This is a genomic window from Clostridium magnum DSM 2767 (assembly GCF_001623875.1).
GTDB classification, from domain to species: Bacteria; Bacillota; Clostridia; order Clostridiales; family Clostridiaceae; genus Clostridium_AM; species Clostridium_AM magnum.
Genome location: NZ_LWAE01000003.1, coordinates 344,899 through 360,539 on the forward strand (window position 1 = coordinate 344,899; position 15,641 = coordinate 360,539).

The 15,641-nt window shown below is 30.4% G+C and carries 11 protein-coding genes; all 11 read right to left on the bottom strand.

The window, feature by feature from the left end; translation table 11 throughout:
* Positions 1 to 1,566 carry an NADH-quinone oxidoreductase subunit D-related protein gene (locus CLMAG_RS14980; protein WP_066624001.1) on the bottom strand — a complete coding sequence of 522 codons (1,566 nt, stop codon included), beginning with the start codon at positions 1,564 to 1,566 and terminating at the stop codon, positions 1 to 3.
* A gap of 140 nt (positions 1,567 to 1,706) precedes the next feature.
* Positions 1,707 to 3,167 (bottom strand): proton-conducting transporter transmembrane domain-containing protein, encoded by a 1,461-nt coding sequence (locus CLMAG_RS14985; RefSeq protein WP_066624003.1) that lies wholly within the window; start codon positions 3,165 to 3,167, stop codon positions 1,707 to 1,709.
* A gap of 11 nt (positions 3,168 to 3,178) precedes the next feature.
* Entirely contained in the window at positions 3,179 to 3,790 is a 612-nt protein-coding gene (locus CLMAG_RS14990; RefSeq protein ID WP_066624006.1) for a hydrogenase, read from the bottom strand.
* A 33-nt stretch (positions 3,791 to 3,823) separates the two neighbouring features.
* Complete coding sequence (locus CLMAG_RS14995; RefSeq protein ID WP_066624012.1) at positions 3,824 to 4,744, bottom strand: respiratory chain complex I subunit 1 family protein; 921 nt, start codon at positions 4,742 to 4,744, stop codon at positions 3,824 to 3,826.
* Positions 4,745 to 4,758: 14 nt separating this feature from the next.
* A complete protein-coding gene (locus CLMAG_RS15000) occupies positions 4,759 to 6,531 on the bottom strand; it encodes a proton-conducting transporter transmembrane domain-containing protein (protein ID WP_066624015.1) in 1,773 nt (590 codons plus the stop codon).
* 252 nt (positions 6,532 to 6,783) lie between these two features.
* Positions 6,784 to 7,938, bottom strand: a complete 1,155-nt coding sequence (locus tag CLMAG_RS15005; protein ID WP_066624017.1) for an MFS transporter — start codon at positions 7,936 to 7,938, stop codon at positions 6,784 to 6,786.
* Between the two features lie 43 nt (positions 7,939 to 7,981).
* Positions 7,982 to 8,479 carry an HD domain-containing protein gene (locus tag CLMAG_RS15010; RefSeq protein ID WP_066624019.1) on the bottom strand — a complete coding sequence of 166 codons (498 nt, stop codon included), beginning with the start codon at positions 8,477 to 8,479 and terminating at the stop codon, positions 7,982 to 7,984.
* Positions 8,480 to 8,613: 134 nt separating this feature from the next.
* Complete coding sequence (gene htpG / locus CLMAG_RS15015) at positions 8,614 to 10,488, bottom strand: molecular chaperone HtpG (protein ID WP_066625050.1); 1,875 nt, start codon at positions 10,486 to 10,488, stop codon at positions 8,614 to 8,616.
* Between the two features lie 332 nt (positions 10,489 to 10,820).
* Positions 10,821 to 12,455: a cell wall-binding repeat-containing protein gene (locus CLMAG_RS15020; protein WP_066624020.1), complete on the bottom strand. Its 1,635-nt coding sequence runs from the start codon at positions 12,453 to 12,455 to the stop codon at positions 10,821 to 10,823.
* 180 nt (positions 12,456 to 12,635) lie between these two features.
* Entirely contained in the window at positions 12,636 to 15,155 is a 2,520-nt protein-coding gene (locus CLMAG_RS15025) for a CoA-disulfide reductase (RefSeq protein WP_066624022.1), read from the bottom strand.
* Positions 15,156 to 15,189: 34 nt separating this feature from the next.
* Complete coding sequence (locus CLMAG_RS15030) at positions 15,190 to 15,477, bottom strand: ArsR/SmtB family transcription factor (RefSeq protein WP_066624024.1); 288 nt, start codon at positions 15,475 to 15,477, stop codon at positions 15,190 to 15,192.
* Between the last annotated feature and the right edge of the window lie 164 nt (positions 15,478 to 15,641).

Consider the following 15,641-nt stretch of genomic DNA (forward strand, 5'->3'; position numbering starts at 1 on the left):
CTACCTATCATTTTCAGAATATGACATATTAAAACTCTTATTACATAGAGGAAAATCAGGAACGATCTCACCTAAAACTGCATAAGTTAGCCCTTTCCAATTTGTAAAAGAAGGGGTTTTAAGATAAACTCTATCAAATTCGTTATTCTCCCCTACCTTTCCATATACAATTAACTCTCCCTTTACTGTTTCAACCACTGCAAAACCTTCTTTTCCTTCTTCAATACGAATTTTTTCTCTACTTTTCTTTATGTCATCATTTATACTATCTAAAGATTCCCTTATAAATTTAAAGGCATCCCTTATTTCTTCAAGCTTTAGGCTGTATCTTTCAAATACTCCCCCTAGCTTTTTAAAATTTGTACTCTTTTTTATTTCTTTATATATTTCATAAGGAAAACTTCTTCTAACATCATAATGAATTTCAGATGCTCTTCCCACAACACCAGTCATATTAAGATGCTTTGCTATTTTATTTTCTACAATGCCTGTATGCTCAACTCTATCTAAGAAGGATACTGAACCTAAAGTTATGTCTACTATCTCATTAAATCTCTTTTCAACAGTTTTAACTGTTTCAAGAATATCAATTTTATTGCCCTTAGTAAAATTGATATTAGTTCCACAGGGAATTATTGAATTTCTTAAAAATCTACTTCCTGTAATTCTCTCACAGAGCTGATGTATAATCTCTGACAAATAACCAAACTTTTTTGCTGGATAACTAAAGCCAATATCAACACATATACCAGCTACATCATCAAGAAAATTATAAATTCTCTCAAGTTCTAAAAGTACAACTCTTAGTGCCCTTATTTCCTTTGAAACTCCATATTTTATCATTTTTTCAATAAGCTGCGCATAAGCTTCACCATAGGCTACCGATGACTCTCCTGCAACTCTTTCAAATATTAAGTTTAATTTATTTATATCTGTGTTTTCACATATTTTCTCAATACCCCTGTGCTTGTACATAAGTCTTATTTGTAGGTTTTCTATTGGCTCACCTATAACGCTAAATCTAAAATGGCCAGGTTCAATAATTCCTGCATGGACAGGACCAACTGGTATTTGATACCCTCCTTCTGTAACCACTTCTCTAAAGGCATAGTCTTCAGTTTGATTTAAATCTCTAATTTTTCTTCCGTATTCAAATTCTTTTCTTAATGGATATACATCCTTTTCCCAAAGTTCATGTTTTACTATAGTTCTTTTGTCTTCACCATCAACTATTTGGAGACCAAATAGATCTTTTATTTCTCTTTCAAATAAATGACTTTGATTTGCAAAGCCTTGAAGAGAAATTATTTCTTTTTCCGTCTCATATCTTAATATAACAAAGTATCCCTTTTTTCTATTTGTAAGTATAATACTTATTAAAAAATTATCCCTCTGCATACAGAATTCTCCTGCAAAGTATAGCCTATATTTTGTAAACATTATATCTACGATATCTTTTATATCTTCTTTCTTTATATAAACATATAGTTCATTTCCATTCTTTATTTCAGTATTCACATTGAATTCTAAGTTTAATATATCTTCATTAACCTCATGTATCCTCATTATTATATTCATCCCTTTCTTGAGTCACAAAACATCATGAAAGTGTTTCTTTCATACTTTCAATAGTCATTATGAAACTCCTCTTCCTTACGTCAGAGGAGTAAGCGATTCGCACAAAATCACAGATTTTGGCTCTCTGCTTAAACACCTATAATTGATACTGCTTTATTTAATATTGTGCAAAAATAGTTATTAAATGTTACTGTAATTAAAATTACAAATATCAATGATAAAATAAGTGGTAATATGTTATCATCATCTTTTTCTATTTTTTCAGCTTGGTTCTCCTCAGAATTATTAAAAACCATTTTTATAAAAATATTCAAAAATCCTACAAAAACCAGAATTAAACATAGTGAATAAATTCCAACGGAAATATATCTCCCCTTTTGTATACCTGAAATTAAAATATTAAATTCACTGAAAAAAGATCCAAAAGGTGGACTTCCAACTATTATAAGCATTCCTGTAACTAGCAACACAGCATTTTTAGGCATTGTTTTAATTAATTTATGTACCTTATTTATTCTTTTAGTTTTTCGCGCTGCAAGAATATTCCCTGCAGTTAAAAATAAGAGCGTCTTTCCAAAGGCATGTATTACTGAATGTAATACTGCTCCGAATACACCTAAATATCCTCCGAAACCTATGCCTAAAGATATAATCCCCATATTTTCTATAGATGAAAAAGCAAGAAGTCTTTTATAGTTTGTCTGTCTAAGGATACTAAAGGATGACACAATTAAAGAAATAAGGGCAAAGGCTACAAAAAAAGCTTTTAAATTTTCAAATCCACATATATGCTTCAATATTATATAGAACCTAATAATAACATAAAGCGCTAGGTTTAAAAGTATACCAGACATCATTGCACTTATAGGCGAGGGTGCTTCACTGTGACCATCTGAAAGCCATGTATGCATTGGTGCAAAGCCCACCTTAGTTCCAATACCTACAAATATTAATGCAAAAGCTATCTTGGTATATAAAATATTTGAAGACTTATATGAATCAAGAAGACTTGTCCAGTTTAAATTTATTTCCGAAGTGCCAAGTCCTGCTGCATATATAAAAAGTATTATTCCAATAAGCCCTATACCCAATCCTATTGAACATATAACAATATATTTCCATGCAGCTTCTAATGATAGTTTGTTTTTATTAAAACCTATTAAAAAAGCAGTTGCAAGAGTTGTTCCCTCAAGTCCTATCCACATTCCCATAACATTATTGCTTATGCCTACCAGCACCATAGACATTACAAAGCCATTAAATAAGAAATAGAATATTCTTGCTCTTCTCTCAGATATCTCTCCTTCATTAAGTTCATTTAATATATATCTATATGAATATATTGATGAAATCAAAGTAACAGCTGTTATAATAAATAATTGAATGACACTTAATGAATCTAAATGTACTAAATTATTAAAATACAAAATTGAATCTTTATGATCAAATAAACTTACAAGATAAAGAGAAATTATAAAGTTTATAATTGACCCAATAATATTTATATTTGAAGTTATCCTAATATTTTTTATAACTAATGATAAAGCCATAGTCATTATAAAAATAAATAGCATAAGTATAAATTCCATTACTTCACCACCTATTCCTTTAAATTTGAAAGATAATCAGTATTAACTGTATTAAAGGTTTTGTTTATGTAAAAAATCATAATTGCCATAATAACAGAAAGAATTAATACTTCCAATATAATAAGTATCTCAATTATCAAAGTCATTCTAATCATAGATATTTCCAGAAGCACCAGACCATTCTCCAGAGTTAAGAAGCCCATCATCTGAGTAATTGCCTTTTTTCTCGCAACAAGTATAAGTACTCCAACAACCATTAGGACAAATCCAGCATTTACAAAATCACTATGAAAATTTTCTAAAACAACATAGGTTATTGCAATAGATATTCCAATTAAAATGCTTGACCAACATCCATTTATAATTGGGTTCAGTTCTCTATTTATAGTTAAATCCTTAGCTGACTTATTGACAATATAAGGTATCATAATAACCTTAGCAATTAGAGTTAAAACTCCTATTAAGTAATAATGACTTTCACGAGTTAAATATCCAAGCGTAAAACATATAAGTGCTATTGCCAAGGATTGAACTGAAAATCCTTTAACTAAAAGACTTATTCTTCTTAAACCTGCCATTATAATGGCAGAAATTAATATAACCGCAGCTAGTATCTCAAGCATCTTCATGCCTCCTATTCAATTTTAGTGGTACTATTAATTCAAGTAAATAATTGATATTGCAGTTAAAGCAAAACAAAAGGAAACTGCAAGTAGTTCTGGTACTCTAAACAATCTAAACTTTGCCATCGTAGTTTCTATTAGAGCAATAACAAATAAAATCACTATTATTTTTATTACATATAGAACTAATGCCTGTATCAGTGCTACTAAGGTTACTGAAGTTGCAATACCAAAAGGTATAAAAGCATTTGCAAATATAGTTAGAGACGCAATAAGCTTTATGTAAGATGACAGCTCAATATAAGCAAGGTCCCGTCCACTTATGTCAAGTATCATAGCTTCATGTATCATTGTTAATTCTAAATGAGTTTCTGGGTTGTCTACAGGCATTCTGGCATTCTCAGCAGTAATCCATATTAAAAATGCAACTGCTGCAACAATATGGGCAGTAGATAAGCCCTTGATTAAACTGTTAATTAATGCAATATCATATATATTAAAACTCTTTGTTTCAAAATACAAAAAAGCAACTATTAAAAATCCAACTGGTTCAGCAAACATGGATATAAAGAGCTCTCTACTACTTCCCATTCCTCCAAAGGTACTTGCTGAGTCAAGACCTATTAATGTGGTGATAAACTTAATTATAGTCATTACAAAAATTATAATAAATATATTACCTGTTAAAGCTTTGGAAGTTGTCCATATTACAGGAACAAGAAAAGCCAAAAGTACTGCTGCCCCTAATATAATTGTTGGTCCTACTGAAGTTATAAAAGAACTGCTTTTTGATATTACCCGCCCCTTAGATAAAAGCTTTTTTATATCATAATAAGGTTGAAAAATTGGTGCTCCTTCATATCCCCTTATTATTGCCTTCATTCTTTTAAGAATTCCAATAAAAAATGGAGCAGCCACTAGTAAAATTAAGCTCTGAATAAAATTTATTAACATTTATGTTCACCTCCCTAGGCAAATTTAATTACAACCGTTATAGAAAGAAGTAATGCTATTAATATGTAAGTTATATAAATCTGTATTTTTCCGTAATGTATTTTCACAATCCTATCAGAAAGAAGATTAAAAAAACTAATTATTGGTCTATATAGTATTCTCTCTATACTATCTTGAGTTTTCTGCTTTAGTAGAATTACGTTTCTAACACTAGCTTCTTTTTTGTAACCTGCAAAGGTTCCAAAGTATCTTGCTGCTGGTTGACTATAGCCATCTCCAGAATACTGCATATTACCTTTAAAGGTATTGAAACCACATGCCCAGGTTGCATTAAATTCTAGATTCTTACCTTTATCTAATATTTTTGAAATCAATAATATGAATACTATTATTAAAGTAAATAATGCTGCAATAATAGTAACTTCATATCCAAAAGCATCTACTGTATATTGCTTTTTTAATAAAATGTTTGATAACCCTCTAGATATCCTACTTATAATAAAGGGTGAAAAAACACCAAAAACAATTGAGTATAAGGCTAAAATTCCCATCCCTATTTTCATTGAAAGAGGTATTTCATGAATATGCACTGCTTTTTCACTTCTTGGCTCACCTAGGTAAGTTATTCCAAAGGCCTTAACAGAAGAAAATATTGCCCCTCCTGCAACTAAAGCAAGTATACTGCCACATAAAATAATAGCTAATAATAATTTTTTGCTATTTAACAGATATGCTGATTTAATAAATGATATTAATATTAAGCTTTCACTAGCAAAACCATTTAGTGGTGGCACAGCGGATATTGCTGCAGTTCCAATAAATATACATACTGCTGTGAATTTCATTTTTTTGTAAAGCCCACCCAATTCATTCATATTTTTTGTTCCTGTAGCATATAAAGTACTTCCTGCTCCAGCAAATAGCAAGCTTTTGAATACACCGTGATTTAATACATGAAAAAGTCCTGCAGTTAATGCTAGTACAGATCCTTCATATAATTTTAAATTATTTAAAATTATTGCTAGTCCAATTACAGCAAATATTATTCCTATATTTTCACTACTTGAATACGCAAGAAGTTTTTTATTATCACATTGTAGAAGTGAATTTATTATTGTGTATATTGCTGTAATGGTTCCTAAAAGTAACACTACGAAGCCACATTTATAGGAAACTTCTCCTAAAAGAATAAAAACAACTCGTATAAAGCCATATACTGCAACCTTAAGCATTACTCCAGACATTAGCGCAGAAACATTCGATGGTGCTGATGGATGAGCCTTAGGAAGCCATGCATGAAGAGGCAACAACCCTGCCTTTGCACCAAAACCTATAAGTGCAATCGTGAATATAAGCTCTTTATCCTGTATTGAGTTTTGCATTTTAACAATTTCCGTAAAATATATAGTCCCTGTAAATTTATATATAAATCCAAACATAAGCATTAGAAACAATCCGCTTATATGTGTCATTACAAAGTAGTTTATTCCTGATTTTAAAGTCTCTTTATTTTTATGTTCATATATCACAAGAAAAAAAGAAGATATGGACATAACTTCCCAAAACACCATAAAAACTATGCCATCCCCAGCTAGTACCACTGCTATCATTGAAAAAATAAATATAAGGTACACAATCCAAAAATACTTTATAGAATAATTCTTTTTATATTCCTTTAGATATCCCAAGGAATAAATGGATACTGGAATAACTATTAAAACTATTAAAAAGGTAAAAAAAACTGATAAAAAATCTTTCATAACATAATTAAGTAATTCAGAAAACATAAACTAATTCATCTCCATTATCAAAATAATTAGTATTCGAATATTAATATAATACTTAGGATTCGAACATTAAAAAAACATACTTATTATAACAAAATAATACTTTTTATTCAACTACAGCTTTTCACTATATTTTAATAATTAAAATTTCTCTTAGAAAATTTTAACCCTTAAAATATAGAAAGGCTTCTCCTGTCGTGATTTTGAGGACAGAAAAGGCCTATTTTTGCTACCTAAAATTATTTTTTTATTTTAACTTAATTGCTTTTTAGTTTTAAATGTTAAATAACGTGCAGAAACCAGCACTATATATAGGTAAAATAATATTTGTATTATAAAAACGTAAGTAATTTTTATTCCTCCTGCAAAACCTATAATATAAGTTAAAAAGGTAGCCCCAAGATTATTAAAAATTATTATAACAGCAGACGCAGAGGGTACACTCCTCTTATCCACATTTTGTACAATAAAGCCTTGAAGTGCAGGATATATTACGGATATAGATATACCTATAACCGAAAGACCTACTAAGGCGTGAACTTTATCTGTACCGAATAAAATAATAAATATACCTATAACAGATAGTATAGGAGCAACTAAAAGAAATTGTAATCTACCTACTTTTTCTAGGAGCTTATCCCCTACTGCTCTTCCAATGGTAAATAAAATCCAAAAGCTTGAAAGGATATTAGGAACTTCTTCCTTACTAACCCCATAGTATTTTTCTAAAAAACTTCCAGTCCAGTTAGTTGTTGATATTTCTGCTCCAACATAAAAGAATATTGCAATAGAAAGCAATAACACTAAAGGATTTTTTAATATATCAAAAGAAACCTTACTTTGATAATTATTCTTAAATGATGATGTAAGATCAATTTTTGTTGCAAAAATAATAAATAAGGCTATAACTACTACATGAATGGTATAAGTATAATTGAAGCTTATTCCACTTTTCAATATAAATCTATCTATTGGTAAAATTAGAATTCCACCTAATCCATAACATGCATTTGCAAGACTAAATTTTTGGTATTCCGCTGGAAGTACTGAAAGGATTGTTCCTAAGAATAATCCTGACATACCTACCGATAGACCGGATATAAAATATCCAAATAAAAGAATATAGAATGATCTTGAAAATATAATTATAATGCTTGCAAAAATTGCAAATAAAAGCCCTAGATATAATCCTTTCTTTAAGCCTAATACAGACATAAGTTTTGCTCCAATTATACTCATCATAAATGAAGCAAAGTAAATTACAGGTGGGAGTATTGCTATAACATCAGCTGACACATTGTAGGTATTTTTTATAGTTGTTATAAAAGGTGATACTGTGTTAGAAAATAAAGACAAGAAAAAAAAGCCTGCAAAAACTATTATCATGTTTTTAAAATTTTTATTCATTCTGTTCCCCCTATAAAATTTTAAGGATTCAATTTATGTAGTTTTAATTATTAATGTACATACTTTCTATAAAAGAAATACCACTATTAGTTTTGAAATATTTATCTTTAATTAAACGAGCCTGCTCTTTTCCTAGAGAATCCTCAAAAATATTTACAATGAAATCTGCTTCTACAAGAATTTGAAAGTCAGTATCATCTATTTTACTATGTGTGTGATGATTCCCTATTAAATAACTAACTCTATCTACGAAATCCTTACTTAAATTAAATCCCTGTAAAATATCACGAGCTACAGGCGGTCCTTCTAGTTCCTGATACTTTGCAGCAGATGATGAATATTTTCGTTCACTCTCCTTAATTCCAATGTCATGTAAAACAGCGGCTACTTCGAGGATTTTAAGTTTTTCTTCTAAAATTCCTTCAAGTTCTCCAATGCTTTTAGCAAAACCATGAACTTTCATTGCATGATTTATTCTCTTAACGTCACCATCAAAATATGCTATCATCTTACTTAAAATTTGGCTTACTAAATTTGTCAATGCTAACAACTCCTTAACATAAGTTTTTAATACTCACTTTCATAAGTATACCAATTAATTCGAAAATTATAAACAAAGAAGAAGAATCTCGTTGTTTTAGAGCTTCTTCTTCTTTATCATTCTCTAGTAAATTCTTATTTAATTAAATAACACACATCATTTGCAAACTGTACAGGGTCTTCTATTGGAAGTCCTTCAATTAGTAATGCTTGATTGTATAATAGATTTGAATACATCTTTATCTTATCTTTATCTTCTTCAAATGCCTTTTTAATAGCATTGAACATTTGATGATTTGTGTTTATTTCTAAAATTTTATCGGCCTTTATATTTTGATTATCTGGCATCATATTAAGTACCTTTTCCATTTCAATAGATACTTCACCATCATTAGCAAGACAAACAGGGTGAGTCTTAAGGCGTTTTGATGCTCTAACTTCTTTAACTTTACCAGTTAAAGCTTCTTTCATAAAATCAAATAGATACTTATTCTCTTCTGTTTCTTTTTGACTTTCTTTCTCATCAGCTTCAAAGCCTAAATCTTTGCTAGAAACAGACTTAAATTCTTTTTCTTTGTACTTCATAAGCATTTTAATAGCAAACTCATCAATGTCATCTGTAAAGTATAGTATTTCGAAACCTTTGTCTTTAATTAGTTCAGTTTGTGGTAATTTTTCAATTTTTTCTATACTGTCACCGGTTGCGTAATATATAAACTTTTGATCTTCTTTCATACGTGAAACATATTCATCAAGACTTACAAGCTTTTTCTCTGTAGAAGAGTAGAACATTATTAAGTCCTCAAGCTCACCTTTATTCATTCCATAATCAGAGTAGACACCATATTTAAGCTGTCTTCCGAAGTTCTTGTAAAATTCATTGTATTTTTCACTATCATTCTTAAGCATTAATAAAAGCTCACTCTTAATTTTATCCTTTATTTTCTTTGCAATAAGCTTAAGCTGTCTATCATTCTGTAAAAGCTCCCTTGAAATGTTAAGAGAAAGATCTGCCGAATCAACTAAACCTTGAACAAAACTAAAATAGTCTGGTAATAAGTCAGCACATTTTTCCATTATTAATACGCCATTTGAATAAAGCTCTAACCCTTTTTCAAACTGCTTTGTATAAAAATCATAAGGTGCTCTTGCAGGAACGAAAAGTATAGTATTATAGCTTACCATACCCTCAACATTTGCATGAATTACCTTTAGTGGTTTTTCAAAGCCAAAGTGCTTATCCATGTAGAATTGATCATAATCCTCAGGCTTTAACTCGTTTTTATTTTTTCTCCATATTGGAACCATGCTATTTAGAGTTTCATCTTCAAAATAGTCTTCATATTCATTTTCACTGCCTTCTTTTAACTTACTTTTCTTTACAAGCATTTTTATTGGATATTTTATAAAGTCAGAGTATTTTTTAACTAAGGATCTTAGTTTATATTCATCTAAAAACTCATCATATTTTTCATCTTCAGTATTTTCTTTGATTTTTAATATAATTTCAGTTCCTACTGTTTCTTTATCACATAGTTCGATATCATATCCTTCGGCACCCTTTGATTCCCACTTATATGCTTCATTTGAGTCGATAGCACGGCTCTTTACAGTAACCACATCTGATACCATAAAGGCAGAGTAGAAACCAACACCAAATTGACCTATGATATCCACTCCATCCTTTAGTTCATTTTCATTTTTGAAAGCAAAGGAACCACTTTTAGCAATAGTACCAAGATTATTCTCAAGCTCATCCTTTGTCATTCCTATACCTGTATCAAAAATTGTAAGTGTTCTGTTTTCTTTATCTGCAACAATTCTAATATAGAAATCTTCTTTATTAAAAGTAACATTTTCATCTACAAGCGAACGATAGTAACTTTTATCTATTGCATCACTTGCATTTGATATAAGTTCTCTCAAAAATATTTCTTTATTTGTGTAAATTGAGTTAATCATTAAATCTAGCAGTCTTTTTGATTCTGCTTTAAATTCTTTTACAGCCATTTTATCATTTCCTTTCATTAATCTTTTTATGTGCAAGGTATAAAGCTCCTTGTCTAAGCTATATTCATAAATAAACTGTACATAGTTTGCACAGTCTATAATCCAAATAAAAATAAAAACCATGCCACTCACAGTAAGCTGGCATGGTTATTTTTAAAATTAATCAAGCCGTTCTTACTACTCTGTTGTTTCAACTAAATCTTACTAATATGAAAATTAAAAACGCCTTTTTAAATTATTTTTTTGTTAGCACTCTCTTCAACTGAGTGCTAATTTTATTTTAACAATTATTTCTTCTTTGTCAATATATTTTTATAAAAATTTGTGATTTATTAGTCTTGAGAATAATTAACATAATCATCCATACTCATAAATCTATCACCTAAAAGAGAAAAATCTCCACTATCTAGACTAAACTTCCAGGACTCAATATAAAAACCAAAGCTTTCAACATTATCATAGCTAGATGTTTCAAAAAAATTATTCTCTTTTTGCTTAAAGAAAAGACTTGCAGAGTTAAAGGTATAAGCATAATCAGAACTTTCTCCTCCAGCTACAAAATTTGCTAATTGAAGCTGTCCATTTTTTATATAGTACACTTCAATAGCTGAAGCATTACTAGACTGAGGTGCACCCATCAGTAAAAAGTCCGGCTGACCCTCCTGTGTATTTTTATGAATCCTAATTAATTCTCTGCTTAGATTTAATGTTAACTCTTTATTGTTGTCAACATCATATATTTCTGGATTACCTTCTCCACCCTTTGACAAAGCTATTTTATAGTGACCTCTACTTAATTTATCCCCTTCTGATGCACCAGCCCAAACATATGCCCAATCTTCATCTGAAAAATATGAAGCTTCTTTTATTTGATTATCATCGCTAAAAATATTTATTGTATAATTTTGTCCATTATCATCATTCATATCAAAGCTATAAAGACTTTTGCTTTTTATTATATCTAATTCACTTATTGCTCCACTTAGCAAATCTTCTGATAGTTGACTTACAGCTCCTGTCCCCCCAAGGATAATCAGATTTTTATAATCTGTGCCGTCTATGTATTTTTTTTGTTTTGATATATCTTTTCCATCAGTAAGTATTATTGGAGCATTTTCTTTTGAAGCTAAAGTACTGCCAGATAAAGCATCTGGAAAGTTCTGTCCATTAGCAATTACAGCTGTTTCTGAATTTAAGTTAAAATATTTGCATATTTCTAACGATGTATCATATCTACTGTTTCCACCTATTCTCACTATGTTATTATCTAAGGATGGAACTAGATCTTTGACCTCAGATATTATATTATCACTTAAAGATCCTTGTCCACCTATTAAATAAACTTGTGAAGGCTGAATATTTCTGATTTGCTCTTTTATTTGTTCAGATAATTTTTTAGAATCACTCATTAGAATAGGATATCCTTTTGAACCAGCTACACTAGAAACACTTAATGCATCTGCAAATCCATAAGCATTAGCAATAACTATAGGTGTTCCCTTTTCTATGTTCATAAAGTTAACTATAGAATTATTTGTATCAAATCTATTCTTTCCACCTAATCTCACTACATTATTGTATCCTAGAGACTTAATATAATTTACATAGCTTTCACTTACAGAAGCATTCCCACCTAAAATATATATTGTTCCATTTGTACTTAAATGATCCTGTATATATTCTATAGAATCTCTGCTACCTTCAATATCTTTATCCACTAGCAATATCGGTGCATTTAATTTTTTCGACAAAACACTTCCAGCTAAAGCATCTGGAAAATTATTGCCACTTGCTATGATTACATTGTCCACTTTATCATTACTAAAGTTTTTAGAGATATTTATTGAGGTTTTGTATCTGTTTTCCCCATATATTCTATTTACATTATAGTTAGTTCTTGCCATAACAAGATTTGATGCTCCAAAAATTATAGCAAAGGAAGCAACTAAAGTGATTATCTTCTTCAATATTCCTCTCCCCTTTTTACTTATTATTAACTTTACATTAAAAGTATTTTAATATTAGCATATATTCTCAATAACCTCAATATATGAAAAATCAGCACCTTTACAGTATTCTCCATTAAGTGAAACTTGAATTAAATTACCTAATATTAAAACCGGGCAAATCTTCGCCCGGTTTTAATATTATATAAATAGATTAACATTAGAATCTTCTGCTTCTCCTAGATAGTAACCTACTCCACCTACTTTAACTCCATCTATTAGTTCTTCTGTTTTAAGTCCCATTACATCCATACTCATTTGACATGCAACTATTTCTATTCCACTGTCAATAGCTGCTTTAATTAGCTCATCTAATGAGGAAACATTTTTGTTTTTCATTACCATTTGCATCATTTTTGTACCCATGCCAAGCATATGCATTTTAGAAAGCTTTAATCTTTTGGCTCCTCTAGGCATCATAAATCCAAACATCTTATCCATAAACCCCTTTGAAACACTAACTTTTTTATGCTTTCTTAAAATATTAAGTCCCCAGAAAGTAAAGAACATTGTAACCTTTTTACCCATAGCAGCTGCTCCATTTGCTATTATAAAGGATGCTAGTGCTTTATCCAGATCTCCACTAAATACAACTAATGTCTTATTGTCTTTTTGTGCTGTTGCTCCACCTTCACCTAAGTCACTATTGGAAGCCACATGCTTCTTTCCACCCTTTCTTATAAAGGCTACTATATTTCCATTATCTTTTTCTCTGCTTAGTAATTCATTATTAGTTCTTTCACACCAAGATTTTATATCCTCATAAAAACCTTGATCTGATGCTGCAGCTTTTAAGACCTCCCCTTCCTTCATATCCTTAATATAAGCATTAACCTGCATTAACGGTCCCGGGCAGCATAATCCACAAGCATCTAAATTTTTATCGAAACTTCCCTTTTTATATTCTTCGACAGTTTCCTTATATTCATTAGAATTACTTTCTAAGCTAACGTTACTTTTATCTCCTCTTAAATCCATAGAATCACCCTCGTCACTTTTGTTCATTACAACATTCTTAGGTTTAAACTTACTCATAGTATAAGTTTTATATCCACCGGTCAAATTTTTCACTTTAAATCCATTTGCCATTAGAATTCTTGCAGCAATATATCCTCTAAGACCTACCTGACAATGAACTAAGATTTCTTTATTTTTATCTAACTCATTTATTCTATCTCTTAAATTGTCTACAGGTATATTTATAGCACCTTCTATACTGCCATTACTATATTCTAATTCTGTTCTTACATCTACAAGCTGAGTTTTTTCTTTGTACCTATTATCTATATCTTCTGGTAATATTACTTCATGCCTTCCTGCTAGAACATTTTCAGCAACGAATCCAGCCATATTTACAGGGTCCTTTGCTGATGAATAAGGTGGCGCATATGCTAATTCTAACTCTGCTAAATCATAAATTGTTCCACCAAGTCTCATAGTAACTGCTATGTCATCCATCCTCTTATCTACTCCAACGTAACCAAAGGCTTGAGCTCCAAGTATCTTTCCTTCATCACTGAAAATAAGTTTTATTGACATTGGTGCTCCACCTGGGTAATATCCTGCACTTGAATTAGGATGCACATATATAACCCTGTATGGTATATTCTTGGCTTTTAGAGTTCTTTCGTTATTACCTGTACTGGCACCAGTCAAACCAAATACCTTAATAATTGCTGTACCCATAGTTCCTTTATAATTTGAATTCAATCCACATACATTATCCGCTGCAATTCTTCCCTGCTTATTTGCTGGTCCAGCAAGGGCAATAGCTGTTTTACTTCCGTTTACAAAATCAACTACTTCAATAGCATCTCCTACAGCATATACTCCTTCTACGTTAGTCTGCATTTTGTTATTTACTATTATATGACCTCTAGGTCCAAACTCTATTCCAGACTCTTTTAAAAATGCTGTGTCTGGCTTTACCCCTATAGCAAGTATAACTATATCTGCATATAAAGCTTTTCCGCTGTTTAAAACTACATTTAGTCCATTTCCATCTTCTTTAAATTCCTTAACTCCATCATTTAATACAATCCCTACTCCGTTATCCTCTAATTCCTTTTCTGCAAAAGTCACCATATCTGAATCAAAAGGTGCTAATATATGTGGCGCTGCTTCAACTAAGGCTACGTTTAAACCCCTTTCTTTAAGGTTTTCTGCCATTTCAACTCCAATATATCCTCCGCCAATAACAACTGCATTTTTTATATTTCCTTTATCCACATAATCTTTTATTTTATCAGTATCCGGTACATTTCTTAGTGTAAATATTTTATCACTTTGTATTCCCTCTATAGAAGGCCTAATTGGAGCTGCTCCAGGCGATAAAATTAAATAGTCATAGTTTTCCTCATACTCACCTTTAGTTTTACTATTAACTTTAACTTTTTTATTTTTAGTGTCTACTGCCACTACTTGGCTATTTACCCTAACATCAATTTTAAATCTTTCATTCATAGCCTCAGGAGTTTGTACTAATAATTTTTCTCTTTCTTTTATAGTTTCTCCGATGTAGTACGGTAATCCACAATTTGCAAAGGATATATACTCTCCTTTTTCAAACATTATTATTTCAGCATTTTCATCAAGCCTTCTAAGTCTTGCAGCGGCGGATGCTCCACCTGCTACCCCACCAACTATTAATATTTTTTTCATAAACAACCACTCCCAACATAAATATTATATTAATTTATTTATCTTCACTTAAAATCACATTAATTAATTCAGCTACTTTTTCATTACAAACACTATAATATATTTCAAGGCCATTTCTTCTACCCTCAATTATTCCTGCCGTTCTGAGTTTTTGAAGATGCTGAGATATGGTAGACTGAGGAGCGTCCAAACAGTTTTGCATGTGACTGACATTACATTCTCCTTTGTCTAAGAGCCCCTTTACTATGCAAATTCTTACTGGGTGTGCTAATACTTTAAGCATTTCAGCAATCTCATTATATTTATTAACATTCTTATCTATGATTTTCCCCTCCTCTTTTGAAGTTTATGTATAATCATTATATTTATATATTACGATATAATGATTTAAACTTCAAAATTTTTTATATGTTTTTCTTCAAAGCAATTCCTGTATTTAAATATACATTAATATTGAAAGAGGATAACTTGTAATAACCTATCCTC